Here is a 26,509-nt window from a genome sequence, read left to right as displayed (position 1 = left end):
TATGCAAATCACATGCCGCGCAGAGGACGGACCCACAGGGATGCGCCATGGCGCGGGTAAGATAAAAAGCCAGTCCAAAGACCGGCTTTTTATCGCGGCTGCGGCGCGGAGGCGGATTCGGGATTCGAACGCACAACCTCATATTATACCCACCAGCGACAATACTATGCAGATGAGAATGGTGCAGAGCATCATCGGCAGGAACTTCCCGCCCTTACGCATATAGCAGTACACCCCACACACCGTCAAAAATGGGAACAGCTGCGGGATCACGGCGGATATGCTTTTTTCCACACCCGGAATCGCAATAGGCAGGTGCACATTGAAAAAGCAGATCGCGCCAAGCAGAAAATATCCGAAAATGCTTGCCCCGATCATGAGGCGGTCCTTCAGTCCGCTTTTTAAAAAGGTGACGATCGCCTGTGTGCCGCCCCGGTAGCCCGCCTTATAGGCCTTCCAGCCGATCACTTCCAGCGTCGGATGCAGAATGACCGGCGTGAGCATGCCAAGAAAGCTGCCCGCCGCCGCCAGCGGATAGAACGTCATCTTCAGCATATTCCAAAAAACCATGTAGTTGATCGAGTCGCCAAAGCCCGCGACAGGCCCCATGAGGCTCGTCTTCAGCGTGGAGATCGACGCGCCAAGCTCCTCCTCCGCGTTCGCGGCATTCTTCTCCTCTTCACGCACAACAATTCCAAGGATTGAAGAGCCCCAAATGACCTCCGGGATAAACGGCTCCAGATGCCGCTCCATCGCAGCCTGGTAGGCATCGTCGTCCCGGTAGATTTTTCGCAGTACATTTTTAAAGCTGTACGCCATACCGGTGCCATAGAAGGTATCCATGGCCTGTGAACAGCGGTGCACAAAGGCAAAGCGCGCATAGCCCATGAAGTGCTCATGATCGGTAAGCACAGAGTCCTCAAGTTTGCCGGCGACCAGCGCGCGGTCGATGGGTTTGATCTGCGTATTCTGCGTCATCTTGCAGTAGATGAGCGCAATGCATCCGGCAAGCCCCACATAGGGCAGAATGCTGCCCTGCATAAGGCAGGCGGCAAAAAAGCCCAGTGCAAAGAAGGGAAACACGCTGCTTCTGCCGATGGTATTCAGGCACAGCGCTATGCCCAGGCCGGGCAGGATGCCGCCCGCCGCCTCAAGCGCGTGCAGCACCTGCTGCGGCAGGCGGGGTACGAGCCACTGCAGGCCCGCTCCGCCGAAGTAGACGGCGATAAACATCGGGATGGCGCGAATAAAGAATTGCAAAACAACAGGCGAAATCACCGCGTCAAAGACCAGGAGATTGTACTTTCTCTCCCGGATGTGCCTGCGGGCGCTGTTATTAAAGCGTGTGGCCAGCGTGCGGCGCAGCCCGTCAAGCTTTGCGCCGCCGATACCGAAAAATACGGATACGCAAATCGCCAGTCCCGCGCTCCAATGAAAGCGGATCGCCATCGGCACCGCCGCCAGCGCCGCGGCCGCATAGTCAACCGGCAGATTGGCGCCCACGGGCAGGGCGCAGATAAAGGTGAGCGCCAGCGTGCCGCCGATCACCAGGCCAAGCTGCACGTCTCCGAAAAGCAGGCCCATGATAACGCCGATCCAAACACAGTCCTGGGCCCATGCAACGCCGGAGACCGGATGGGAAAAATCCCACCAGCAAAACCAGTAGTACAGTGCGATCAAGACCGCCTGTGTGATCGAAAAACCGGATGCAAACATAGTGAATTCCCCACTTCCTGTCGGTTCTCAATTTACAGCGGCTTACAGCGTCCGGGAAAGCGCCTCGATGGCGTCCTCCTCCTGGGCCCCGTCGCACACAAGCTCCACCTCCTCGCCGCAGGAGATACCCGCGGACATGATGGCGACCATTGATTTCGCGCTGATCGTTTTGCCCTTGTAATTGATATAGACGGAGCACGGAAACCTTTTTGCCGTTTTCAGAAAAGCCGCGGCCGGACGGGCATGGAGCCCCTCCGGGCAAGTGACAACCGTTTTTTTTGTGATCATATGATGGCCCTTCTCCTCTCAATCTTCGCCTGTTCCTGTCAAAACTGAAGCTACTTCCTCCCGCGTGGCAAGGCGCAGCACCCTTGCGGCAAGCTCCCTGCAGGTTTCCTCGCGCAGCCGTGCCATCGCCGCGCGCAGCGCGGGGATGGCTCTGGATGTGACGGAAAACTCGTCCAGCCCCAGCCCAAGCAGCAAAGGCACATAGGACGCGTCACCGGCGGCCTCGCCGCACATGCCGCAGGGGATGCCGGCCTTGTGGGCGCTTTCGATGGTGTGCGCGATCATACGGATCACAGCCGGATCATAATGGCTGTAAAGATTCGCAACCCGCTTGTTTCCACGGTCCGCGGCCAGCGTGTACTGCGTAAGGTCATTTGTCCCGATCGAGAAGAAGTCCACCTCCCGCGCAAGCAGATCCGACATCATCACCGCGGACGGCACCTCGATCATGATGCCCAGTTCCACATGTTCGGCAATGGGTATATTTTCCCGCAGCAGCTCCCCGCGCGCCTCGTGGAAAACCTCCTTTGCCTCGCGCAGCTCCGCCGCGGTTGCGATCATGGGGAACATAATGCGCAGCGTGCCCTCCCGTCCGGCGCGCAGCAGCGCGCGCAGCTGGGTTTTGAAAAGCGTACGCTCACGCAGGCAGATGCGGATCGCGCGGTAGCCCAAGAACGGATTTTCGTCTGCCTCCAGCTTCAGCGCCGGAATTTTTTTGTCGCCGCCGGCGTCAAAGGTGCGGATGATGATCGGCCGCCCCTGCATATTGCGCACCGCCTCGGCATAGACCCGGTACTGCGCTTCCTCCGTGGGAAGCTGCTCCCCGCTTTGATAAAAGAGGAACTCACTGCGGAAAAGGCCGACACCCTCGCAGCCGTTCTGACAGGCGCTCCTGCACTCCTCCGCCGAGGCAACATTGGCATAGAGCAGCTTTTCCCTGCCGTCCGCCGTGCGCGTGCGGGCATGGCGATAGGCCTCGCAGTCATCCCGCGCGCTTCTGGCCGCCTTTTGCGCAAACGCGGCGATGCTTGCCTCATCCGGGTCAAAACAGGCATATCCGCTGCTGCCGTCAAGCTGCACAAAGCGCGCGCTGGCCGCCGCCTGCAAGGCGCCCTTGCAGCCCATCACGGCCGGAATACCCATCTCATTGGCCAGCACAGCGGTATGGGAGGTGCGGCCTCCGTCCTCACAGAGGATGCCCAGGACACAATTGCTATCCAATCCGGCCGTCTCCGAGGGCGTAAGGTCCCTGGCCACAAGCACCGCAGGGGTGTCCATCCGCACCGGAGCGGCATCCTGCACCCCCATCACTTCACGCAGAAGCTGTATCTTCAAATCCCGCATGTCCGCGCCCCGTTCGCGCAGATACGCATCGTCAAGCGCTTCAAAGGCGGCGGCAATCCCGTCAAATACCTCCTGCACCGCCAGGGCAGCGTTTTTCTTTTCGCTCTCAATGGCCGCAAGGATTGGGTCAATAACGGAGTCTGTGTCCTCAAGGATCTCAAGATGTGCGTCAAGGATTTCCGCCTGCAGCGTCTCGCCGGCTGCCCGGGCCGCTTCGCCGCGGGCCGATACCTTTTTGTGCAGCGCGTCAACACACGCTAAGAAGTTCAGTTTTTCCGCGGCGCTGTCTTCAACCGTGCCGTCCGGAACGACAAGCTTACCGGGGCAGTAAAGCAGCGCCTCCCCCTGCGCAAGTCCCCCTGACACACCAATTCCTTTTAACCATGCATTTCGCCGCATCGTCACACTCCTTTATGATATGTTCCTCTTTGGCTGAAAGAGGCAGATGAAGAGCACGGAGAGCACGCATGCCGCAGAAAAAATCCACCACATGCAATGGTAGCCGCCCTGACTGTCTGCCGCTGTGCCGATGATGTAGGACTGAAGCATCGCGCCGGACTGGAAAATCAGATTTTCCAGCGCGCACATGCTGCCGATGTGCTTTTCCGGCGCGCGCTGAATACAGAGATTCGCCAGATGTGCGGAGGGCAGATTTACCACGATCCCGTACACCACGCCGACGGCCATCAGCGCGGGGTAGCCCTTGAGCATGCCGAACAGAATTGTGCAGAGCGCCCCGCAGGCGAAAAGAACGATAATGAACCTTCTTGGGTCCCAGCCGAACTTTTTCACCAGCGCGCCGGAGCAGCAGGTCGCGGCAATGCCCACCACACTGTACACCGTCAGCAGCGCCCCGCCAAGAATGCCGCTGTATCCCAGCTCCACCTTCATATAGGTGTTCATCCATGTGGCAAAGCCAACGGACGCGAACATGGAAAGCATGCCACCGACGCCAAGGAGGAGCTGCTGGGAGTCGCGGAAATAAAGCACGGCCCCTTCAAGAAGGCCTCTCCCGCTCACGCCGCCGCCAAGCTTGTCCTGCGTCCGTACGCTCAGTGCCAGCAGCGCTGTCACCGCAATGCCGATATAGGCGATGATGCGGATCGTCGCCCGCCAGCCAAGGGCCTCGTTGAGCGGTTCACCAAGCGAATTGGCCAGCAGAATCCCCAACGGCGGCGAGGCCAGCAGAATTCCCATTGCCACCGCACGGTCCTTCTGCTGAAAATAACCGCTGACGATTTTCGAGCAGGAGGAATAGATGCCTCCGCAGCTGACGCCCTCGACTGCCCGGATGATCAAGCCCGCGGGATAGGAGGAGGTGGAAGCGAAAACAGCCGAACAGACCGTCGCCACGCAGACCATACCCATCAGAAGGTACTTTGGCTGCAGGCGATCCGCCAGAATGCCCCCGGGAAGCTGCATAAAAAGATAGCCGATCATAAACGCCGTCATGTAAAGTCCCATCTGCACGCTGTCCAGCTGAAATTCCGCACCGGCATCCGCCATCACCGGACTCCAGATATATCGCGTGAGAAATGCAAAGGAATAGGCGAGTGTGACTGCGACCAGGGCAAGCCATCTGTTTTGTCCGATTTTAAGCTTCATTTTTCTCTCCTTATGTCTCGGGGCAGATCGCGTCCGGCCCATGGCCGTTCATTGTACCGCCGGAGCAGTCAAGCACCGCGCCGTTGATCTGGGACGCGCGTTCGGAGCACAAAAAAGCACAGGCCCAACCCATCTCCCGCGGCGTGGCCATCGTCCGGTTCGGAATGTAGGAAAGCGTCCGCTTGTAACGCTCCGAGTCAGGATCCATCGTACTGTTCCAGACATAGCCGGGAACGATGGCATTTACAAAAATGCCGTCCTTTCCCACCTCGTGCGCCAGGTTTCTTGTCAGCGCCGTGACGGCTCCCTTTGTCGCAACATAGGTCGAATTGTTGATGCTGCTGGACCAGAAAACGGACTTGGTCAGCACATTGAGGATGTGGGCTTTTTTGCCCGTGCTCTTTGCAAGCCTGACAAGCTCACGGCTTGTGAGCATCACGGACTCAACATTGGCAGCGGATGCGCGCTGATAGTCCAGCGGGGAATAGTCCTCGATGGGCAGGTGCCGCGTCCATGTCGCCGCATTGTTGATGACGATATCCACCGTCCCGAACGCCTCGACGGCCTTGCTGAAAAGGGCGACAACATCGGCCTCCTTGCTCACATCGGCCTGCACCGCCACAGCCTCGACCTGATAAAAGCTTCGAAGGCTCCGGGCAAAGGCCTCTCCCTGCGCCGCATCGGACCTGAAATCCACCACGATTTTTGCTTTCTCCTCGGCAAAAGCCTCGCAGATGCCGGCCCCTACGCCCTTTGCACCGCCGGTGACGATCACGACCTTATCTTTTAACCCTAAATCCATAGTATTTTGTCACTCTTTTACTCAAATTTTTTCGCGACCTCGGCGACCGTTGCCATGCTGTCATCGGGCAGCGGCTGGAAATAGACCTTTACACCCGCCTTCTCCAGTTCCTCAAGCATTTCCAGTTCCCCGCGGCTGATGCTGATGGATTTGTGAACGCGGATCCGCTCACTTGTCAGCTGACTCTGGCCGATGTTCAGGCTTTGAAAGCGGTAGCCTTTTTGATAGGCGCGGCTTGCGCTCTCGATCTCCCGGAAGATAATCAGGTGCTTTCCCTTGCCAAATCCGTTTTCCTGATATGCCTTTACGCATTCCTCCACCGTGCATACGCGAAGACTCACACCCGGCTGCATACCGAACGTCATGATGTCGATCAAGGTCTCATCTTTGACCACTTCATCGTCCACAACGTAGACGGAGGTGATGCCAAAGCGCTTGATGATGCCCACGGCGACCTGGCCGTGTACCATGCGGTAATCGATGCGGTTGATCGCAATCTCTCCCATGGCTCTTCCCTGCCTTTCACATGTTCAAATGCCCATATTCTTCCTTGCGTCTTCGATCCACCGCTTGAACTCCTCCGTTTCAAGGACCTGCGGATTGAGCACCCTGGAGTAATCGCTGTTGGCAATCATATTGTAAATGCCGTCAATGACCAGGCGGATGGTATTCGCGCTGGAGTCCCTGGTCGCCCCGGCCAGGTGCGCGGTAAGCGTAACGTTGTCAAGCCTGAGGAATGGGCTGTCCGGGCCGACAGGCTCCTCGTCAAACACATCGATCGCAGCGCCGGCGATTTTCTTTTCCGCCAATGCGCGGCAGAGCGCGTCATAGTCCACCAGACCGGAGCGCGCGGTGTTGATGAAATAAGCCGTCGGCTTCATTCTGCCAAACTCCTCCTCCCCGATGACGTGGAAGGTGTCGGCCGTCAGCCTTGCGTGAACGCTGACAAAATCGGATTTGCGAAAGAGCGTGTCCTTATCCACCACCCGACATCCGAATCCCTCGGCAAATCCGGGCTTGATATAGGGGTCGCAGACAAGCACGCTGACGTCAAAGCCGCTGAGCTTCCTTGCAACGCGGCTGCCGACCTGGCCGAATCCAAAAAGGCCGATCACCTTACCGCGCATGTCGGGAATGCAGGAGCTGTTGGGAAAATTCTTGCTCCACTCCCCGCTTCGTATCTGGTGATTGGACCTTGCAATATTGCGGGCTTCGGAGAGCATCATGCCGATGGCATAATCGGATACGGCATCGGCATTGCGGCCAATGGCATTGATGACCGCGATGCCGCGCTTGGTGGCGTCCTCAATGTGAATGTTTTCAAGTCCGGCGCGCATAACGCCAAGAATGTGGGCATTTTTAAGCTCCGACATGTTTTCGCCGGTGAATGGGGTGAAGCTTCCGATCACAATGCCCGCATCCGCATGCCGCGCGAAAAAGGACGCCGGGATCTCCACGGCTTCGGGTCCCTTGTGCTCGATGTCGGCAAGTATCCTGGAGAAGGCATCATAGCTCATTGCCTCGCCCCACTCGTCGTAGACAAGCTCATAGCTGCCAAGCTTATCTATGTATCTGCTGATCCCGGCCTTGATTTGGTTATGGTATTTCTCTCCCTCGCCCCTGGAGAGCAGGCAGGCAATTTTCATCATGAATGATCGTCATTCCTTTCATTTTCTCAAATAAGCGGACAGATCCACAACGCCCGTCTGCGCCGCCTCAACAGCGGCCCGGCACAGCTCCTCCGGGTCCGCATCATCTCTCATGCCCAGAATTTCAAGCAGCATGGAAAGGTTCGCGCCCGTTACGGCATTGAGTTTCAGGTGGTTTTCCCGTGCATGGCGCAGAAGGAGGTTGCACGGCGTGCCGCCCTTCATGTCGACAAGCACGACGCAGGTCGCAAACGCCCCGACAGCCCTTGCAAACGCATCGCGAAACGCGTCAAGGTCGTCGCCCGGCTCAAGACAAAAGGCCGCCATATTCTCAATGTCGCCGAACACAATCGACGCAGCACTCATCAGGCCTTCGGCCAGAGTGCCGTGGCTGAGCAGCACAACGCCCAAAAGCCCCGGGCGAATATTGTTTTCATCAAATACAATTCGCATAAAACTTCTTTCCGTTCGGTTCAGAGGATTGCCCTGAGCAGCGCCTCCACATCCGCCTTCGCGGCGCGCCGGCAATTCGACAGCGCCTGCGGATAGTTCCAGGCGGCCCCGGCGATCTGGTCAAGCTGCTCTTCCTTTACGCCGATCTGACCCAGGCGCCGCGGGATGCCGATCTCCTCCGACAGCCTGCGCACGGCGCCAATGGCCTTCTCCGCCTGATCGCGTTCGCTCTCACTCCGGTCGGCGGCGCCGATGGCCAGGGCGATCTTCGCGTACTTCTTCTGCGCGACGGGCAGGTTATAGTCCATGACGGCCGGTAGCAGGACCGCGCAGGCCATGCCGTGCGCGGCGCCGCACACCGCGCACACGGGTGATGCGATCGCATGGACAAGGCCCAGGAAGGTGGAGTTGCAGGTCATGCTGGCCATACAGGAGGAATAGAGCATGGCCTCCCTTGCCTGCTTGTTGTCCCCGCGCAAGGCGGCGGTGGGAAGATGCTCAAAGATACTTGTGATTGTGCTCAGATTCACCGCGTCGGTCAGCGGCTGCGTCGTGATTGAAGTGTAGGACTCAATCGCGTGTGTCAGCGCGTCCATCCCGGTGTAGGCCGTAACCATAGCGGGAAGCCCCATTGTCAATTCCGCATCAAGAAGCGCGACTTTGGGCATCATCCTTGTGGAGCCAACTGTAAACTTGCGGTGGCTCGCCGGGTCCGCCATCACGGCGACGAGTGTCACCTCGCTGCCGGTTCCCGCCGTGGTCGGGATGGCAATCACCGGCGCCGGCTGATTGGCAAAGCGGTCAAAGCCCACATAGTCGGCAAGGGAGCCGCCGTTATTGAGCAGGACAGCGGCGGATTTGGCCGTGTCGATGGAGCTTCCTCCGCCGACCGCGATGAGCAGCTGTGCGCCGCTCTCTCTGGCAAGCTTCGCGGCATCCTCGGCGTTCTGAATGGTTGGGTTTGCCTGCACGTCGGCGTAGACGGTGCATGCTACGCCGCCGGCTGCAAGCACAGCCTCCACCTTCTCCAGAAGCCCCGCGCTCCTGATTCCGGGGTCTGTCACCACAAGCGCCCTGCCGCCCCACTTAAGCGCCTCTCCGGGAAGCTCCTGCAAACTGCCCCAGCCGGAGATGATCTTGGTTGGGAGATAGAAAGACTGATACATATTTAACCTCCAGCTTAACCCAGCTCGCGCAGCGCCTCGTCAACAGTTGCGTTTTCATGGACGATCCTGCGCAGCGCAGCTGCCATACCGGCAATATTTTTATGGCCCCAGAGGTTGCGGCCGATGGCAATGCCCTTTGCGCCGCAATCAAGGGCCGCCGCGGCCTGCTCAAGCACCTGACGGTCATTATCGACTTTGCTGCCGCCCAGCACAACCATGGGAACATAGCAGTTGCTGACAACCTTCCTGAAGCCGTCGGGGTCGATAAAGGTGCCCTTGACAAAGTCGGCGCCAATCTCGGCCGCTGCGCGGCAGATTGTGTTGAGCGTCTCCGCATCGTACTCGGAAGCGGATTTTGCGGTCTTATAGAGCATCTCGGCGCCGCAAAGCAGGCCGTAGCGGTCGCACTGGGCGGAAACGCGGGCGATATTCTGCATATTGTGCGCATCAAACCGGGTGCCGGTAAGCCCCATGGTCATCACGGCGTCGGCGCCCACGCGGACCGCATCTTCAACCGTGTAGGGAATCTCACAGCCGTAATCAAGGAACAGATTCCCCTCGCTTTTGGCGGTGCCGAACACCTCGCCGCGCAGAATCGTGCCGGCGCGACCGATCTCCCTGCGGAATTTTTTGATCACGCCGTAGTTTGTCAATACCGCATCCACGCCGCCCTCAACAGAGGCCGCGATGGCATAGCCTGGGTCAAGCCAGATCTTTCCCGCGCCGCCGTGATCAAGCGCAAGGATCAGCGTTCTGTCGTCTGAGCCAAACACCTTGTAATATCTGCTTTTCATGGTTTGTTATCTCCTTTTCTTATCCTGAGTTTGACGTTCTTTTTTTACTTCATGCCAAGCGGAGAAACCCGCTTGGCATGAAGTAAGAACATGTTTACTTCTGCGTGTCGTCGCCCGCGGCGGCCTTTTTCTTTTTTTCGCTGGCCATGGCAAAGAAAACGTTGATCACAATCGTCGCAACAACGGCGATAAACGCCTGATAGTTGCCGCTGATGATATTGGAGAAAACCGTCAGGATCAGCACACTGACGGCCAGCGCGGTGACCGCACACTTCCAATTCATAAGCGCGAACTGGACAAAGATGGCGCCGAACAGGGCCGGAAGAATATAGGTGAGAATCTCCTGGAAGGACTCCGGAAGAATTCTGATGAGCACCGTGCCGACGATGACCATGATCACCAGAAAGACCGTGTTCACGATTGTGGAAGCGATGACGCCAATGGAGGCGATGACGTGCTCCTTGGGGCCGCCGGCAAGGCCGCAGTCCACGGCGGCCTTGGCTCCAAGCGCGCTCGGCAGGCGCATATTCTGCACGTTGCCGGTCAAAGACGCCATGTATTTCGCGGCGGGACCCATCAGCAGTACGTCCGTGATGAGGCTCGGCAGGTCCAAAAAGACGTGTCCCATGACGCCGAAGATCGCCATAAACGCGGTGATAATAGGCGTCCAGCCCGGGAAGTAGCCTTTGATAAAGCCGAAGTAAATCGCTCCGAATGTACTGAAGACCATGCCAAGGATCAGTGTGAGCTGCCCCCAGAAATGGACGGATTTGTAATACGCCTTGGAGGCGGTCTCAAAGGTTTCCTGCGTCACATCGGTTTTTTCAATATTGTTCTCCATGATTCGCTCCTCCTTAACCTACGAAAACTGTTGCGACGGCGCCCACAATGAGAGAGAACGCCAGCGACCACTCTCTGAGCCACTTGATGTTCTTCTTTTTTGCAAGGATGGAAAACGCCGCCATAGATGCCGCGCCCAGCATAACAGAGACGACATACTTGGGCTGAAGCTCAGTGAGCAGGGTCTTCTGGGAGCCGCCGAAATAGTTCAAAGAGGTATATCCAAAGGAACCAAGGGCGGCGCTGATGCCAAGCACGCGCATAACCAGGCTGTTTCCGCTCTTGGCCGCCTTGGTTGTCGCCATGGAGACGGGGCGGACAAAGATCGTCGGGAGCACCAGCATTGCGATGCCGCCAAGGTTCATCACGAAGATACAGGCCGTGAACGCCTGCGGGGAGAAGTCGGCGGCGCCAAGTGTCGTACCCACGGCCTGCGCCGCAAACTGAGCGGCAAAGCTCTCATACATGGAGTTTCCGATAACACTCAGACGGGAGAGCGTAAGCGGGCCGCCGATACCGGTGATGAGGCCGAGTCCGGCAATGAACACGGAAAGAGCCGGGCCGATCGTGCAGATCAGGCCGGAGCGCATGGAACGGCTGACATCCTGGGGAGAAATGCTGAATTCCCTCTTGTACTTCATACCCAGACGCCAGAAAATATACGCCTGTACGAAAATCAGCAGAATGAGCGGTGCGCAGCACAGCCACATTTCAAGGCTGTTTGCAATTTTCATGGTTTGCTCAAGCATCTTTTTTCCTCCTATACACTATCGGATGAGTTATTTCCCACAGAAATTATTTGCACATGTCGGTTGCCTTTGCATCAGCAGGGATCGGAGAGGTGTAGGGATACGCTTCTGTCTTCTTTGCGTGCTCCGCCTTTGCCGCCGCGATCAGCCCGGGACGGCCCATGAACTCCGCCGCGGAGCAGGCCAGCGCCTTTGCCGCGCAGAGCATGCCGGCCTGTCCGATGTGGCTGCCCGCGCACACCGTCTGCTGCCAGCTGTGGTTGCCCGTCCCCACCGTCTGGCAGGCGATGCTGTACTGGCAATACGGCATCTGCCAACTCACGTCGCCGGAATCGCCGGAATAAGGGGCCGTCTGGCCCTTGAGCATATCGTCGCCGACTCCCTCATAGAGGTCATCCGCCGCATGCTCGTCCGTAATGTTGTACATCATACGCATATTCTCAAGCTTTTCCTGCCTGGTCACACCGGCATTAAGCTCCTTGGCGAATTCCCAGTCCTCCTTGGTGAACTTTGGGCCTCCGACGCGCTTCAGATTGGCCAGCGCCACCTCGGAGAGAACGGCGTTTGCGATGTTGTTTGACGAGCATCCCCTGCTCTGCTTGCAGACCTCCACCGTCGTATCGGTGGCCAGGGCCATGCCCCTGGCGATATTCGTCACGCGCTCAAGCAGCACGTCAACGTCCGCTCTCGTCGGAGCGCGGAGGTTATACCATATCTCCGAAAAATCCGGGACAACATTGGGTACAACGCCGCCGTTGGTGATCACGCTGTGGATCCGGTTGCTCACCGGCATATGCTCACGCAGGAACTGCACGCCGACATCCATCAGAATCGCAGCATCCAGCGCGCTTCTTCCCAGATGGGGCGTCACACCGGCGTGAGCCGCCCTGCCGTGAAAACGAAACCTAACGGAGTAAATCGCCAGAGATGAGGCCTGCGTGCAGATGCTGGCATTCGCGGGGTGCCACGTGATCACAGCGTCGAGTCCGTCAAACACTCCGTCGCGCGTCATAAAGACCTTTGCGCCGCCGCCTTCCTCCGCCGGACAGCCGAACATCTTGACCGTACCCCTGATCCCGTTTGCGTCCATGGCCTGCTTCAGCGCAATGGCGGCGGCGCTGCTGCCGGCGCCGTACAGGTTGTGTCCGCAGGCGTGTCCATTTTTTCCGGTGGGCTTATGTACGGGCGCGATCTCAACGCCGACGCCGGGCAGCGCGTCATATTCGCCCAAGATGCCGATCACCGGGCCCTCGCCCGTGGTATAGGTCGCAACAAACGCCGTCGGGATATCGGCAACCCCGCGTTCCAGCGTGAACCCGTTTTCCTCCAGCCAGCCGCTGAGCAGCCTCGCAGATTCCACCTCTTCATACTGCAGCTCAGGATTTTCCCAGAGCTGCCTGCTGACAGCGATAATTTTCTGCTCGTTCTGCTCGACCCAATCTATGACTGTACTTTGTACGTCGGACTGAATCGCAGAATAATCCATAACCGCATTCTCTCCTTTCAATTTGCGCCGCATTGCAGCGCACTCAGAAATCAAGCGCCCCGTCTTAACTGCAGATTAAGCACCAAGGCTTTGATTTTACCGGATTGATCTTCTCCTCTTGCGCAAGAAAAAATCGTGATAATGTGCAGATACATCCTCTGCAAAGCAAATATTGTGTTGAAACTGCCAAAATATTTGCTATAATTTTATTATAAAAGTAAAAATATCGAGTGCAACTGTTTTCTTTTCCCCCTGTTTTCAACATAGTGGCAACCATTTTGACAACCATTTTCTCTTCCTCTGAAACACCTAAAACCGTCATATTTTTGCGGCGAATCATCGCTGCGCCAACATAGTGGCAACTTTTGATGCGCACCGGCTCTGAACATGGAGAAAGGCAGGCATCCTATGTGGATCAAGCAGACATCGGTACAGAAAAAAGGCGCGAAACGGGTCTATTATCAGCTGATGAAAACGGTCTATACGCCGCACGGCTCACGTCAGATTGTGGTTGCGAACCTTGGGCGCGCGGAAAATGTGGAGCTTGCTCTTGCCAAGCGCCTTGCCGCCTCGATCACCGATGAATCCTATCTGTTTCTGCCGGAGGAGACGCTTTCACTGCTTGACGCCAAACTTTACGGAGAGATATACCTGCTCAACAAGGCCTTCGAAATCACAAGCCTGCGCCGCTTTCTGGAGGATCATGCAAAATATAAAGGACTTTCCGCCGCCTCCGTCGACGCTCTTTTCTACCTTCTCTCCTACTACTCCTTCCAGTTCGGGGAAATGAGCAGCGCGCAGTTTTCAAAGCGCTATTTTATCCGCAACAGTGAAAACGTTACGCCAGATTCGATACGCGAGGCCTTTCTCTTGCTTCCGGATGCAAGCCATATCCACCCCGGAATCCTGACAAATTACAACTGTCTGAAAAACTCAGACGAACGCAAGTGCTTCTATTTCCTGCATGTAAAGACGGGGCGCGACGACAACGAGAACCTTCTTGTCTCCCTCATGACCGACAAAAACAGCTTCCCGCTCAGCAGCCGCATCTGCAAAAAGAATACGCTTGACGCCCTGGACCCCTCCGGTCTCTATCTTTATGAAAGCTTCTTTCCGGAGCTGCTGTCCGTTTGGGACCGCGCCCATTTTATTGTGCAGATCAGCCGGCCGCAGCTGCGCAAACTGTTGCCCCCCGCCCAATTCCGACAGGTCATGGACCTCCCCTGCAAGCAGCGCTACGGTGATCTTGCCTACGGAATGATTCATGTGGGCGACTTTTCCCTTGTTGTGCTCAAGCCGGGCGACTCGCCTCAAAATGCAAGCTTTTCCGGCGAAATTCTCCTTTGCAACGACGCGCTTCCTCCCCATGAGGTCATCAACTATTTCTCTGACATGAACGATATCCGCGACTGCTTTTACAGCGTCTTTCTGCCCAAGGACCTGCAGGATATCTGCAGCGGCTTTTCGCCCGCCAAACTGCAAAACGATATCGTGACGCTGCACTTTCTGCGTCTTTTTCTGGATCAGCAGCTCTCTGTCAAGCTTGAGCCTTTGAATCTGACGGCACGTGACGCCTATGATCTGTGGAGACCGGTCAAGATTGCCACCTTGGAATACGGCCATCGAAAGCAACTCATCCATTCCATCTATACGCCCATGCAGACGCGCATTCTTGAGTTTCTTGCCTTTAAATAGTTCTCTTGAAATCACACGGGCCGCCCCTGTATGGGCGGCCCGCCAGGCTGTCAAAAGTCCGGCCCGGGCCTCACTTTTTCCTATGTACGGCAGGAAATTCGTTGATGGCATCTCTTTCATAGCACCGTAAAACAGCATGGATGTAAAAGCAGGACGCGGCGGTGCGTTCTATTTCTCTGAATATCTTAAAATGAGGGGCATTCATTTTTCAAAAATATGAAAAAAGCTGAAATCAAATGATTTCAGCCTTTTTCTAACTATAATGGTCATTCAGAACAGATGCTGCCAAGTCTGCTCCCAACATAAAATCGCGGAGCTGCGGCGTGAACATGCTCTGACTTATGAAAAATCGGAGCAAGCCATACAAAGCTTGCTCCGACGTGCCACTACTGCGCGAAAAAGATGTTCGTGTCCCCCGTCCCTCTTGGGAGGGAGCCCAGCGCAGCGGGTCCGTTCCGAACACGAAAAAACACCCCGTCCGGCTAAGGGCCTCGCCAACGGCGGGGACCCGTGCCATAAGGGGTGTTTCTGAGTTGTCGTGTGTCGACAGAAAAGATACCACCGTCAAAGTCTTGCGCCGCAATGTCTTTGCGGTTTTGCAGCCTTGTGTGCGAAAGGAATGGTCCCCGTTAAACTTCTTCCTCTTTAGAATCTCCAAACCCATACTTTTTCATGAGTTCCACGGCAAGCCGTTCTCCTTCGGCTGTAAACACAATCGGTTTTTTACCGCCTTCACCGCAGATAAGATTCTGTTCCTCCAACCGCTCCAGAATCGAGAAATCATATCCCTTCCAGCATCGACGCAGCAGCGTATCATCAGTCTTGTGCGGTTTCCTGCGAAGTCCCGGTGTGCTGCTTTCCTGCCATGAAGTCAGGTACATCAGTAACAGTGTCAGTTCCTGAATCTGCTCTGACATATGCGCTTTTTCATTGTCCATTCCCATACCCGCTCCATAATATTGTTGTGTTTTGCCGACTTCTGTGTTATCCTGTATGCGGCGCTACCGATAAACGGCAAGCGGTTAGCCCCCTGCATTGTCAGGGGCGCTTCTTGCCCCCTGATCTTATAGAAAGGGGGGCTGCCCAAATGAGTACATCCGAAGTTCTGCAACTTTGCCTTGTCATCATTGGTATTTGTAGCCTGTTCGTTCAGGTTTATAAAAAGAAGTAACCGCCCGGGGCCTAATCCAAGCGGTTACATCTTTTGATATAACTATTGGGGGCTGACCGTTTTGCCGGTAGCGCCCTTTTCTGTATTCAGTATAAAGCCTTTTTTCGAGATTGTCAACTGTCGGCTCAAATTTGCGCGCATCGGGAGCGGTTCTCTTCTAACCTCATTTTAAGCGGATGATCTGCTCATACAGCATGACGAAACGCTTCTCCACCACCATGTTCTCATGGTAATGCCCGAAGAACCAGTATTTAAACTGGCAGCGTTCCTGAATCTCATCGAAGAAGTCTGTCAGCGCATCTCGCTGGTAGAATCCTCTACTGAAGGTGTCCTGGACACTGCTGGGGCAGCAATGGGTAATGATGTAATCTACATCCCACCCTGCCTGATTCAGCGTTTTCCTTGCAGTTTCGTATTCATCCACGCTGGGCAGTTCCTCTTTCCACCATGACCTGTGGTTGACGCGGAACAGCGCGCCTGCGGCGTTGAGCTGCCGCAGCTTTCGCTCATAGTCCGGATTATCCGGTTCCAGAATGCCGTCCCGGATATCGTGGCTGCTGGCGCCGCCCATGGTAAATATCCGCTTTCCGCAGATGTTATAAAGCTGGCCCCGCATCAGATGCAGGACGCTGGGGTGTATGGCCTGTACCAAGCCGCCGTGCCATTGGCTGATTGGATAGTTGCGGAGCAGATCATAGTTTTCATGGTTTCCGCTGACGAACAGCGTGGTAAAGGACCTGGTCTCCAGCCAGTCCAGCCACTGCTGCTCCGCATCGCCGCCATCCCAGACACCGCCGAAGTCTCCACAGATGATGAGGTAATCCTCTTTGGTCAGGTCACGTTGCTCATGGAATGCTGCAGGCAGGAGCCTGCTGAAATCACCGTGCGTATCACCGGTTATAAAAATGGCCATTTCTTTTCTTCCTTTTCTATTCATTCTACTTCCTGTTCCAGCACCACATCCGAGTCTCGGAAGTGGATGTGGATGGTTTCCGCATCCTCCACCGTGATCTTTTGGATGACCTGCCGGACGAGCTCATTGTCAAATTCCGTGTAGCCCGCGGCGCATTCCATGATACTGTCCCACATCTGCCGGCGTCTGGCAGCCTGTTCCTCCAGATTGACCTCTGCCTGCTGCGCGTCTGCGATCTGCGCCTTAAGGGATTCCTTCTCATCCGTCAGCGCTTTCATTCTGGCATTCAGCTCGGTATCGGCCATGTTGATGAGCAGCCGATCCAGCACATCGCTTTGCTCCCGGCTCACCGCATCCATACGCTTCTTCAGCTGCAGCAGCCGTGCACCGGCCTGAGATAACGCCTGCCTGGCTTCCTCCGCCATGGCCAGCACATCGGGGCAGACCTCCTGCCGGATGGCGGCGTACTCGTTCATGGCCGCGAGGATGGCGCTGTGCAGCTTGCCTTCATCCAGTGTCGGAGAGTGCTGGCAGTATTTTGTACCGAACTCCAGCCGGGAGACACAGCGCCACACGATGCGCTTTTTCCCATTTCTGGCCCATGTGACCCGCTTGTAGGGGGAGCCACACTCGCCGCACACCAACAGTTCTGTCAGCGCGTATTTACCGGAGTATTTTCCAAGTTCCGTTTTTCCGCTCTTTTGCAGCACCTTCCGCTTGCTGGACCGGCGCGTCATCTCCTGCTGCACCTGATTGAACAGGTCCCTTGAGACAATGGCCGGATGGCTGTTCTCCACATAGTACATCGTGCGTTCACCACGGTTCTTTTTGACCTTTTTGTTGATGCAGTCCGTCACATAGGTTTTCTGCAGCAGGGCGTCTCCAATGTACTTTTCATTGGTCAGGATATTGTGGATGATGGAGGGAGACCAGCGCTCTACACCCTGTGCGGTGGGAACACCGTCCTCCTCCAGCTCCCGCTTGATCTTTCCCAGGGTGCAGCCGTCCAGATACCTATGGTAAATGCGGCGGATGATCTCCGCTTCCTCCGGTACGATCTCCGGCTGTCCGTCCGCCCCCTTCCGGTATCCCAGCATCTTCTTGTACTGGAAGGTGACCTTTCCCGCCTCCGCGCTCTTCTGCTTTCCCCACGCGACATTCTTGCTGAGAGACTCGGATTCCGCCTGGGCGAAGCCGCTGAACAGAGTAATGAGAAATTCGCTGGATTCCGTGAGGGTGTTGATGTTTTCCTTCTCGAAGTACACCCCAATGCCGTTTGCTTTCAGGAGCCGCACCGTATCCAGACAATCCACCGTGTTTCTGGCAAAGCGGGAGAGAGACTTGGTGATGATGAGGTCGATGTGTCCCCGCTTGCAGGCGGTGATCATCTTGTTGAACTGCGTCCGTTTTTTCAGGCTGGTGCCGGAGATGCCCTCATCGGCATAGACCCCTGCCATCTCCCAGTCCGGGCTGTCCTGGATCTTCTGGGTGTAGTAGGTCTTTTGCGCCTCATAGCTGTTGAGCTGCTCTTCGCTGTCCGTCGAGACGCGGCAGTAGGCCGCTACGCGCATTTTTCCGTCATGGTGTCTGTGCAGTTCTTCCGGTTTTCTGGTTGCGGGGATCACCCGAACCCGCCGCTCTAAGGTAGCTGCTGTCGCTTCCATGGATCATTCGTCCTTTCCTGTCGCTTTTTTATCCGTAAATATAAGAGTTACTTCGGTATCCTGTGAGATGGTGATATGGGAAACCGCTCGTTGGAAGCGTCTCCAATCCGCCTCTGTCAGACTATCTGACGGCTCAGATTCGGCAGACGGCTCTGGACAGCAGGCATACCGCGCTGCCGCACCCTGCAGGATCAGCGCCATCACCGCTTCCGGCGAGTCTGGCTGCTCCAGCCCCCGGTTGATGGCATTGTCCAGCCGCATGACCTCCGCAGAGGGCGTGTAGGCGGTACAGCTGTGCTGTTCATGGTCCCGGAACTGCCGGACGATCCCGTTTACCGTCGTCTCCATGTCCATGACCGCGGTATTCCCGCAGCCTTCGCATCTCAGATACAGCTTGCCGCTATTCTGCCAGCCGCCGCCCAGCCGGGTCATCTTCCCGCCGCAGGTGCAGCGGAAGTATGAAGTCAACCGCGCAATGGCAGGCTTCTCTCCGTGGGACTGCTTCCTGGCATTCTTTTCCGCCATCTTTTCCTGCGCCGCTTGGAAAATATCCGCTTCCACCAGTATGGGGTATTCCTCCTTACCGGTGTAACGGGGATTTTCCAAAAGGCGCTTTACCTTATGCTTGTTCCAGAGCGGCACTTCCCGGCAATACGGAATACCCTGCCGGTTCAAGGCGTCCGAGATGGCCTGATAGGAAGCCCCGGCGTTATAGAGCGTAAAGACCATACTGACGGCCCGCTGCTCCTCCGGCACGATTTCCAACGTGCCGTTTTGGATCTGATAGCCGTATAACACCTTGCGATTGATCATCTTGCCGCCACCTCCCATTGTTCTGTCAGCTCCAAGCCTCCGTAAAGCCGGAAGCGGATACGGTTTTGAGACTCTGCAATGATCTTCTCCACCAGATGTTCGAACAGCTCTTCATCGAAGCCGTCCAGCCGTTCCGGTCCGTTGAGAAGCGTCTGCTCCACCTTGCGGAGCGCATCCATCGTTTCGTCTATCACTTCGTTCTCTGTCAGCCTGCGCCGTTCTCCGCGAAGCTGCGCCAGTCTGGCGCTGATGGCATTCATGCGGGCGGCGCAGATATCCGCGTCCAGCAAGCCATTGGCCCGCAGAGTGCTGATCTTATGGCTTTCTTCTGTTGCTTCCGCGATGGCCCGGTTGATGGCCAGCACCTGCGGATGATTCTGCCGCAGGATCGTGTCCAGTGTGTTCAGCTGCCGGAGGGCCGGGGCCAGAATGATGTCCGCGTTGCTTTTGAGCCTGTGGTACATCCGCAGGAAGGCGGCATGGATCTCCGTTTCCGGGATGCGTCCTACAGGGCAGTCCGCGGCGTGGCGGTCGTGGGTTCGGCAGACCCAGGTCACATATCCGTTCTGGCTGCTTCGGCGCTGAAACACCGTCCCGCAGTTCCCGCAAACGATTTTTAAGGCAAGGGGGCTTTTTTCTCTGCGCTTTTTCTCTTTCTGCGCTTTCTTTTGCAGCAGTACCTGCACCCGCTCAAAGGTGTCCCGGTCGATAATAGCTGGATGGGAGTTCTCCGTGTAGTATTGCAGGCGTTCCCCGTGATTTCGTTTCTGCACGAAGGGGAAGCCGCAGCTGTAGGATTTCTGGCTCAGAGCGTCTCCGATGTACTTTTCATTGGTCAGCAGGTATCGAATCCCCGTTTCTCTCCAGCATTCCGCGCCGGACTGGGAGGGGATGCCTTTCGCCGTCAGCTGCTCCGCGATCCATCCGGAGCTGCGCCCCTTGAGGTATGCGTCGAAGATCCAGCGCACCGTGGCAGCTTCCTCCGGGACGATCTCAAGGTCTTTCTTATTTACGATTCGGTATCCGTAAGGGGCGGTGCAGGTGATAAATTCCCCACGCTCCATCCGCCGCTGATAGCTCATCTTCTGATTGGCGGAGATGGAGATGGATTCTTGCTGGGCAAGAGAACCGGAAACGCTCACCATCAGTTCGGTGGTGAGCGTTTTCGTGTCGATATTTTCTTTTTCAAACCGGACGCTGACGCCCATGGCGGATAACTCCCGCAGGGCGGACAGGCAGTCTCTGGTATTCCGGGCGAAGCGGGATACGGACTTCACCAAAATGCGGTCGACCTTGCCCTTCCGGCAGTCCCGCATCATGCGGTTGAAGTCATCCCGCTGATCCATCCGGGTGCCGGTCAGCCCTTCGTCGGCATACACATCCACCAGCTCCCAGCCGTCATGCTGGGCGATCTCTTCCGTATAATTGCGGATCTGGGCGGCGTAGGAATGCAGCTGATCCTTGGAGTCCGAACTGACCCGGCAGTAGGCTGCCACCCGCAGATGTTCCGCTTCCCGCGTCTGCGGCGCGATGATTTTTACCTGTGCCATGTTTTTCACTTCCCTGTATCTTTTTTGTCAACACACAAGCTACCACATGACCCGCAGAATATCCAGCACTATTCCCAAACAGTCTGCGGGGAATATTTCTCTCTGGCCAGTCTCTTGGCGTAAGACAGTTCTTCCGCGCTCAGCAGGCCGATTTCCGCCAGATGCTCCAGCATCCTGACTGCCAGCCGATACTGCAATTCTTTCTTTGCGTCGATCATCTTTCTACCTCAAAATAGCTCTCCGGCTTTTTCTCCCGCAGAAACCTTGTCACTTCCCGCAGGCTGCCGGTCCTCCGCATTTCCGGCAATGCCTCACTCACAGCCTGGGCGTATCTGCGCCCACGGCAGGCCCGTTCATCCAGAATGGCGATGACGCAGGTATCACTCTCCGTGCGGATGGCCCGTCCAAAGCCCTGACGCAGCTTGATCTGCATCTCCGGTACAGCTACCTCACGGATGAATGCGTGAAGGGAAGAATACTTCTCCAATTCCCGTTCCTTTCGTGCGTCTGGGTAGGCGAAAGGCAGGCGTGGGATGATCAGCAGAGATACACAGTCGCCGGGGAAATCAAAGCCCTCCCATGCCGCGCCGGTGGCCAGCAGCACCGCTCCCGGCGTGTGCCGGAACTGTTCAATGATGTGGGGCGCGTTACGGCCCAGCGTCAGCAATGGGAATGGGAGAGATTCCTCCCGCAGCCGCTCCTTCACAGCCGACATGGCTGCGTAGGAGGTAAAGAGCACCAGCGCGTGACCGGAAGCTGCTTTGATGAGTCCGACGAGCTCGGCAGTCAGCTCATTAAAGTACACATCCGTATCCTCCACTCTCTGGCGGGGCGGGATTTGCGGAAGGTAGAGCAGGCAGTTGTTCCGATAGTCAAAGGGGGATGGAGAAACGGATTCCATGACACGGTGTCCCTTCTCCAATCCTGCCTGCGTTTTGAAACGGCGGAAATCGCTGCCAACCGCCATGGTGCCGGAGGTCAGAACGAACGCCTGATCCGGCTGCCACAGGATCTTTTTTATTCGCTGCGTGATATCACCGGCTGCGGCGCACAGCATGGCGCCGCCTGTGCTGACATCTTCGGCAGTGTAAAAAATCATATCTGTCTGGGAACTGGTGAACAGCTTGACCGCGTCCAGCACCGTATTCAGCTGGCGGCTTCCCAGCGGGGAGAGCAGGCTGCCGATCTGCCGCTGGATGATGGGCAGTGTGCAGGATGGCGCGGTCAGCAATCGCAAACAGGCTTCCACCGGCTCCGCTTCCTCTCTGGGCTGTGCCAGCTTGCGTAGCAGAGGGCCGGTGCTGTCCTCCAGCATTTCTGCCGCCAGTAAGTACCGTTCCTCTTTTAGCTGAAGGATAAGGTTTCGTATCTCTTCGGCCGCCAACGTCACACCCAGCATCTGCTGTGCGGTTTCCGGGAGCTTATGGGCTTCATCCACGATGATGATGCTGTGCTCCGGGAAGATAGGGCGTTTTCCCTCGCTGCGGTGGATAGCGTCTGCCACCAGCAAATTATGATTGCAGATTTGAAACAGGAATTGACCTCTGTCGCAGGTTTTGAGAAACCTCTGATAGCGGCAGTCCCTCTGTTTGCAGTCACAGACCTGCGGTACGCAGACACGCTCCCGGTCATAGCCGCTGAGATGGGAAACGCCGTCCATGTCCAGCGTTTCCTTAAGAGTCCGGAGCGCTGCCAACGCTTCCGGATTTTTCTTTGCAAGGTTTACCTGACGCAGCCGCCTGTCCAATCGCTCGTCGCAGACATAATGGCTTTTGCCTTTGCGGATGACCGCTTTCAGTGGCTTGGTAAGAATCCCGTCCGCCATTAGGACACAGGACAGCAGCGGCAGATACTCCGTCAGCACCGCGTTTTGCAGCGCGATACTGGAGGTGGAAATGATGATGGGGCGGGCGATCTGCCCTGTCGGGAAAGCAGACGCTGCCGTGGCAGCCGCCAGATAGGCGTAGGTCTTGCCAATGCCCGTCCCGGCATCGCACAGGGCGATCCTCCCGTCCTGCATGGCGTCCAGCATCCGGTGGCTCAATTGGATCTGCTCCGGGCGCTGTGCCATACCGTGGGCGGGAAGAAGGTCCTGAAAAATATGGTCGATCAGTTTATGGGCTTTCAGCCTGTTATCGTTGGTATTCATCCGATAATTTCCTCTTTTCTGTCATGCTTTGTTTTCGTTTCCACCGTATTTGCAGCGCGCGCCCCGGTGGGAAAAGGGAACAATACGGACAAGGTCCGGCAAGACCTTCACGGGCGTATTTCCGGGATCTCTACTGCTTTCAATCCCGGAGCAGCCCAGCCTCTTCATGCTGGCCAGTGCATTGTGTCTCATTATCTGCCCGAACAGCGTCTCTGCGGGCGGCGCTGCCAACGCCGCCCCCGCGCAGGTAAAATCGCTCGCCGTGGGAAGCTGCAAGGCTTCCCACGGGTCGTGGCGCACACTGCGCGGATCGCTCTTCTGTCCGGGTGGTTATCCGTATTGCTGGTATGCAATTTTCAAGGAACAGCGAGGGGCGATTCGGAGCCCCTCACTGTCCTCCCGAAAATTGCGTTCGGTGAATACCCTTATTTCGAGGAATTTTCAAAAAACTTTTTGAGATCCCGCAGGATGCGGTCTCTCCGCTTGATGACCGCCCGCTGGCTGACGCCCATTCTTTGGGCGTATTCCCGTGTAGACACGCCGTCGAAGAACAGGGCGTTGATGAGTTCCCGGTCGGTATCCTTTAGTGACAGCAGCGCCAGCAAAAGGATCTGCTTCTGCTCTGCCAGATTCCGAAGTTCTTCACGCTCCAGTGCCTCCGTTTCAGCACTGGGGGCCGTTTCCGCTCCGACATAGTCCGGCAAAAGCGCATCTTCCTCCATCTGCTCCAGAGAGAGCAGCTTGCCGGAGGACTGTTCCTCCGTGATGTAGCGCTCACGGCGGTCTGCCTGGGAGTAGGCCAGATACACATCTTCCGGCACCTCTACATCCATGCCGTCTACAGTGATGATATTGGCGATCACTTCACCGGCTTCGCTTCGAACGCGCCGGTAGTTGCGTTCTTCCTGCCATTTTTTCATGATTCATGACTCCAATCTCAGATTTTTTTGAAATGTCTGAGATTGGGTCACGGATATTTAGCGATATAGGGCTGCCAGCGTCTGCGCATTGTGTGCCTTTCCGCTTTTCAGCCGAAGAAAGGCGCAAAAAAAGAGCCTTACACATAGCTGAAAAGCTACTTGTAAGGCTCCTAACTCAATGTTCCCATATTCGATGATGGGTGGCTGGTGCGCTTGACGAAGTCATATCAATTGGATTTTTAATTTATGCCTGAACATATCCCATAAAGGGGATGGGCGTGTGGATCAGGGGGTGAGCATCCGGTGTCAGCACCGTGATGCCGATCTGTTCGCCGCACTTGGGGCATTTGGCGATCAGGTCAGGGTGTTCCGCTCTGTGCAGCGCAAATAGCCTGTACTGAGACTGTTCCGCACCGCTGGGGATATCCGCGATACGGCCCTTGCCGCACAGCGGACAGCGCAGGGAATTGGTTTTTGACATAGCGCCTCGCTTTCTCTGTTCTCTTTTTTGAGAACAGTACATGAAAATTTTTTACAGCAGGTTGTGGTTCTCCAACCGAATGCGCATGGCCTGTTTGGATACCTGAAAGATACCTGCCATATCCGTCACCAGCTGTTGGTTCGTCCGTCCGGAGCGCAGCTGATAGAAACAGCGCTTGACCTGCGGCAGCGGCAGCAGAAGGATAGAGCCCAGCAGGTTCGCCTGCACTTCCAATGTGTTGTCGCTCTCATTGCCGGAACGGAGCGCCGCGTTTTCGCCGGTCCCGCTGAACTGTTTCTTATGGAGCAGCCAGTGCCCCAGCTCATGGGCGCAGGTAAAGCGTAGCCGCCCGGTAGATGCTTCCTCTTCGCAGAGAGAGCAGTCGATGAGGATGGTGCCGCCCTTGACGGGAAGAAGGTCATAGCGGTGGTTTTCCCGGTCATAGATCGCTGTGAGACCGTCGTCAAAGATTGTCTCGCCCAAAACCCGCCCATTATTCCGCAGATATTGATACTCCAGCACCAGCCCCTGTGCCTCGATGATGTCCTCAATGGGAATGGCTGCGGGGGAACCGTAATAAAGTCTGGGGTCATAGGCGGTGATCACATCGCGGGCGATCCGCTCCAGCGCCTGTTCGCGGTAATATGCTTTTTTCATGCGTCTATTTCACCGCCCTCTTTGGATTTCTTTGCGCGCTGGGTAATCCGGTCGATAAATTCCTGCCACTCCTGGTCTGTGGCGTCTGCCTCCTTTGCCGTGCGGAGCGCGGCCCGGACGATCTCCCGATCCATGATGTAGTCCGGCAGGTCTGCGGATACCCGGTTATTCTGGGACTTGGCGGCAAGATCCAGCATCTGCTCGGTTTCCACCTTGCTCAGATGCAGTTCCTGCTCCAACCGTTCCAAATATGCGCGCGTCGGCGCCGGTCTGCGGTCGTTCTCAATGTTGCTCAGATAGACTGGCGACAAGTCCAGCTTTGCCGCCAGTGTGCGCAGGGACAATCCGATAGATTGCCGTTTCTCTCGAACGAAGCTGCCGAATGTCTGTTCCAAGTAACTCACCTCCTATCCGTGTTCTCTTCTCTGGAAACACTGTAGCCCCAGTATAGCAAACATTCGTTCGATTGGCAAGCCGTGAAAAAGATGGTGTTCCCCGCAGGGAACACCATCCTGAAATTATTTCAGCCACGCTGCCATATCCCGCATTTCCTCCAGCACTGCTGCTGGGCTGACGATGCGAATCTTACCGCTAAAGGTAAAGACCCAACTGAAGAACGGAGGGCTTGGCGCGACCTCGACTGTGGCACGGAAATGCTGTTCATCTACAGTTTCCGTCTGCACATTTTCACCGAAGCGGTCGATCACGCTGCGCATGACCTCATTATCGCACAGCAGCTCTACGGTACAGAGGTTGTCCGGGTACATCCCAAACACCTTGCGGACATACTCCGCCGGATCAAAGTCCGGTGTCTGGACTGCCGTATGTTCCAGCGGTTCGACTGCCGTCATGCGATCCACCCGAAATTGTGCAATCTTTCCGTGCTTTTCCGACCAGCCCACAGCATAATAGCAATCTCGGCTCCAGATAAGGGCATACGGGCTGAACTGATAGCGGTAACCGTTATGCTTGAGTATCTTTTCTTTCTGCGGGGTGTATTCGTAATACTGAAAGGTGATCTGCCGTTTTTCCTGAATGGCGTTATGGATCTCATCCACGCTGTAATAGATGCACTCATTCTCCGGTTTGGCGGTACCTTCCATATAAATATGCCGATCCAACTGGCGGGCATGAGATTCACTGGTGAGCTTACCCAACTTTTCAATAAGCCGCTCGCTCTTTTTGGCCGTAATAAAGCGGGAGGATTCCACCGCGTCCACCAGCAGCTTCAGCTCCGGCAGTTCAAACAGCCTCTCCCCCACGAAATATCGATTCTGGGTGCTTTTGACGCATACGATGTCCATACCGCTGCTTTGCAAGACTTCAATAGCGGAATATACGCTCTTGCGCCCCGCCTGAATGCCACACTCCTGCCAGAAGGCAAGAATATCCGCCACAGAGGCCGGATGCTGGTCATCCGTATGCTCATACAGATACCGCTGTAATAGCAGCAGGCCGTATTGGGATTCATTTTTCATGTAGCAGCACTCCATTCAAATGAGAAAAGGCGCGGCGGCAATGTGTAACCGTCAAACGCAGCAGCGGATGAAAGATTTTCCGCGAAAAAGAGAGAATACCCCTTATAGAGCGTAGAGTTCACGCAC

At 56.2% G+C, this 26,509-nt stretch carries 27 protein-coding genes; 1 reads left to right on the top strand and 26 read right to left on the bottom strand.

The window, feature by feature from the left end; all coding sequences use genetic code 11:
• Positions 1 to 138: 138 nt before the first annotated feature.
• The 14 genes from KQI82_RS07500 to KQI82_RS07435 all read right to left on the bottom strand — a co-directional run bounded on the left by KQI82_RS07500 (position 139) and on the right by KQI82_RS07435 (position 13,232).
• Positions 139 to 1,716 (bottom strand): PTS sugar transporter subunit IIC, encoded by a 1,578-nt coding sequence (locus tag KQI82_RS07500; RefSeq protein ID WP_216632208.1) that lies wholly within the window; start codon positions 1,714 to 1,716, stop codon positions 139 to 141.
• A 42-nt stretch (positions 1,717 to 1,758) separates the two neighbouring features.
• Positions 1,759 to 2,004 carry an HPr family phosphocarrier protein gene (locus KQI82_RS07495; protein ID WP_216632207.1) on the bottom strand — a complete coding sequence of 82 codons (246 nt, stop codon included), beginning with the start codon at positions 2,002 to 2,004 and terminating at the stop codon, positions 1,759 to 1,761.
• An 18-nt stretch (positions 2,005 to 2,022) separates the two neighbouring features.
• Entirely contained in the window at positions 2,023 to 3,747 is a 1,725-nt protein-coding gene (gene ptsP / locus KQI82_RS07490; protein ID WP_241426653.1) for a phosphoenolpyruvate--protein phosphotransferase, read from the bottom strand.
• Between the two features lie 12 nt (positions 3,748 to 3,759).
• Entirely contained in the window at positions 3,760 to 4,953 is a 1,194-nt protein-coding gene (locus tag KQI82_RS07485; protein ID WP_216632205.1) for an MFS transporter, read from the bottom strand.
• Between the two features lie 10 nt (positions 4,954 to 4,963).
• Positions 4,964 to 5,755, bottom strand: a complete 792-nt coding sequence (locus KQI82_RS07480) for an SDR family NAD(P)-dependent oxidoreductase (RefSeq protein WP_216632204.1) — start codon at positions 5,753 to 5,755, stop codon at positions 4,964 to 4,966.
• A 17-nt stretch (positions 5,756 to 5,772) separates the two neighbouring features.
• The gene (locus tag KQI82_RS07475; protein ID WP_216632203.1) at positions 5,773 to 6,261 is read right to left on the bottom strand and encodes a PTS sugar transporter subunit IIB; all 489 of its coding nucleotides are present in this window, start codon (positions 6,259 to 6,261) and stop codon (positions 5,773 to 5,775) included.
• A gap of 24 nt (positions 6,262 to 6,285) precedes the next feature.
• Positions 6,286 to 7,404: a 2-hydroxyacid dehydrogenase gene (locus tag KQI82_RS07470; RefSeq protein WP_216632202.1), complete on the bottom strand. Its 1,119-nt coding sequence runs from the start codon at positions 7,402 to 7,404 to the stop codon at positions 6,286 to 6,288.
• Between the two features lie 18 nt (positions 7,405 to 7,422).
• Positions 7,423 to 7,857, bottom strand: coding sequence for a PTS sugar transporter subunit IIA (locus tag KQI82_RS07465; RefSeq protein WP_216632201.1), 435 nt, complete (start codon positions 7,855 to 7,857; stop codon positions 7,423 to 7,425).
• 20 nt (positions 7,858 to 7,877) lie between these two features.
• Positions 7,878 to 9,023 carry an iron-containing alcohol dehydrogenase gene (locus KQI82_RS07460; protein WP_216632200.1) on the bottom strand — a complete coding sequence of 382 codons (1,146 nt, stop codon included), beginning with the start codon at positions 9,021 to 9,023 and terminating at the stop codon, positions 7,878 to 7,880.
• Positions 9,024 to 9,037: 14 nt separating this feature from the next.
• Positions 9,038 to 9,817, bottom strand: a complete 780-nt coding sequence (locus tag KQI82_RS07455; RefSeq protein ID WP_216632199.1) for a class I fructose-bisphosphate aldolase — start codon at positions 9,815 to 9,817, stop codon at positions 9,038 to 9,040.
• Between the two features lie 94 nt (positions 9,818 to 9,911).
• The gene (locus KQI82_RS07450; protein WP_216632198.1) at positions 9,912 to 10,658 is read right to left on the bottom strand and encodes a hypothetical protein; all 747 of its coding nucleotides are present in this window, start codon (positions 10,656 to 10,658) and stop codon (positions 9,912 to 9,914) included.
• 13 nt (positions 10,659 to 10,671) lie between these two features.
• Positions 10,672 to 11,406, bottom strand: a complete 735-nt coding sequence (locus tag KQI82_RS07445) for a DUF5058 family protein (protein WP_216632197.1) — start codon at positions 11,404 to 11,406, stop codon at positions 10,672 to 10,674.
• A 46-nt stretch (positions 11,407 to 11,452) separates the two neighbouring features.
• Positions 11,453 to 12,892 (bottom strand): amidohydrolase, encoded by a 1,440-nt coding sequence (locus KQI82_RS07440; protein WP_216632196.1) that lies wholly within the window; start codon positions 12,890 to 12,892, stop codon positions 11,453 to 11,455.
• Between the two features lie 64 nt (positions 12,893 to 12,956).
• A complete protein-coding gene (locus KQI82_RS07435; RefSeq protein ID WP_216632195.1) occupies positions 12,957 to 13,232 on the bottom strand; it encodes a hypothetical protein in 276 nt (91 codons plus the stop codon).
• A gap of 47 nt (positions 13,233 to 13,279) precedes the next feature.
• On the opposite strand from KQI82_RS07435, the gene KQI82_RS07430 reads away from it, so the two are divergent.
• Positions 13,280 to 14,587 carry a hypothetical protein gene (locus KQI82_RS07430; protein WP_216632194.1) on the top strand — a complete coding sequence of 436 codons (1,308 nt, stop codon included), beginning with the start codon at positions 13,280 to 13,282 and terminating at the stop codon, positions 14,585 to 14,587.
• 629 nt (positions 14,588 to 15,216) lie between these two features.
• On the opposite strand, the gene KQI82_RS07425 is transcribed toward KQI82_RS07430, so the two are convergent.
• From KQI82_RS07425 to KQI82_RS07370, 12 genes are all read right to left on the bottom strand, one after another.
• Positions 15,217 to 15,525 carry a DUF6429 family protein gene (locus KQI82_RS07425; protein ID WP_216632193.1) on the bottom strand — a complete coding sequence of 103 codons (309 nt, stop codon included), beginning with the start codon at positions 15,523 to 15,525 and terminating at the stop codon, positions 15,217 to 15,219.
• A gap of 396 nt (positions 15,526 to 15,921) precedes the next feature.
• Positions 15,922 to 16,671 (bottom strand): metallophosphoesterase family protein, encoded by a 750-nt coding sequence (locus KQI82_RS07420; protein WP_216632192.1) that lies wholly within the window; start codon positions 16,669 to 16,671, stop codon positions 15,922 to 15,924.
• 20 nt (positions 16,672 to 16,691) lie between these two features.
• Positions 16,692 to 18,335, bottom strand: a complete 1,644-nt coding sequence (locus KQI82_RS07415; protein ID WP_216632191.1) for a recombinase family protein — start codon at positions 18,333 to 18,335, stop codon at positions 16,692 to 16,694.
• Between the two features lie 3 nt (positions 18,336 to 18,338).
• Entirely contained in the window at positions 18,339 to 19,148 is an 810-nt protein-coding gene (locus KQI82_RS07410; protein WP_216632190.1) for a recombinase family protein, read from the bottom strand.
• Positions 19,145 to 20,698, bottom strand: coding sequence for a recombinase family protein (locus KQI82_RS07405; protein ID WP_216632189.1), 1,554 nt, complete (start codon positions 20,696 to 20,698; stop codon positions 19,145 to 19,147). Before KQI82_RS07405 ends, KQI82_RS07410 begins: the two co-directional genes overlap by 4 nt.
• 68 nt (positions 20,699 to 20,766) lie before the next feature.
• On the bottom strand, positions 20,767 to 20,916 hold the full coding sequence (locus KQI82_RS07400) for an SHOCT domain-containing protein (RefSeq protein WP_165449874.1): 150 nt from the start codon (positions 20,914 to 20,916) through the stop codon (positions 20,767 to 20,769).
• Entirely contained in the window at positions 20,913 to 22,847 is a 1,935-nt protein-coding gene (locus KQI82_RS07395; RefSeq protein ID WP_216632188.1) for an ATP-dependent DNA helicase, read from the bottom strand. The genes KQI82_RS07400 and KQI82_RS07395 overlap by 4 nt, the downstream gene beginning before the upstream one ends.
• 425 nt (positions 22,848 to 23,272) lie before the next feature.
• Positions 23,273 to 23,767, bottom strand: coding sequence for an ECF-type sigma factor (locus tag KQI82_RS07390; protein WP_216632187.1), 495 nt, complete (start codon positions 23,765 to 23,767; stop codon positions 23,273 to 23,275).
• Between the two features lie 244 nt (positions 23,768 to 24,011).
• Positions 24,012 to 24,248, bottom strand: a complete 237-nt coding sequence (locus tag KQI82_RS07385) for a hypothetical protein (RefSeq protein ID WP_118623837.1) — start codon at positions 24,246 to 24,248, stop codon at positions 24,012 to 24,014.
• A 51-nt stretch (positions 24,249 to 24,299) separates the two neighbouring features.
• The gene (locus KQI82_RS07380) at positions 24,300 to 24,905 is read right to left on the bottom strand and encodes an ImmA/IrrE family metallo-endopeptidase (protein WP_216632186.1); all 606 of its coding nucleotides are present in this window, start codon (positions 24,903 to 24,905) and stop codon (positions 24,300 to 24,302) included.
• Positions 24,902 to 25,300: a helix-turn-helix domain-containing protein gene (locus KQI82_RS07375; protein WP_024723002.1), complete on the bottom strand. Its 399-nt coding sequence runs from the start codon at positions 25,298 to 25,300 to the stop codon at positions 24,902 to 24,904. The genes KQI82_RS07380 and KQI82_RS07375 overlap by 4 nt, the downstream gene beginning before the upstream one ends.
• Before the next feature lie 123 nt (positions 25,301 to 25,423).
• Positions 25,424 to 26,383, bottom strand: a complete 960-nt coding sequence (locus KQI82_RS07370) for a helix-turn-helix transcriptional regulator (protein ID WP_215655622.1) — start codon at positions 26,381 to 26,383, stop codon at positions 25,424 to 25,426.
• Positions 26,384 to 26,509: the final 126 nt, after the last annotated feature.

The organism is Dysosmobacter acutus (assembly GCF_018919205.1).
GTDB lineage: Bacteria > Bacillota > Clostridia > Oscillospirales > Oscillospiraceae > Oscillibacter > Oscillibacter acutus.
Note: the sequence above shows the minus strand (reverse complement) of the source record. Positions and strands in the feature narration are given on the sequence as shown.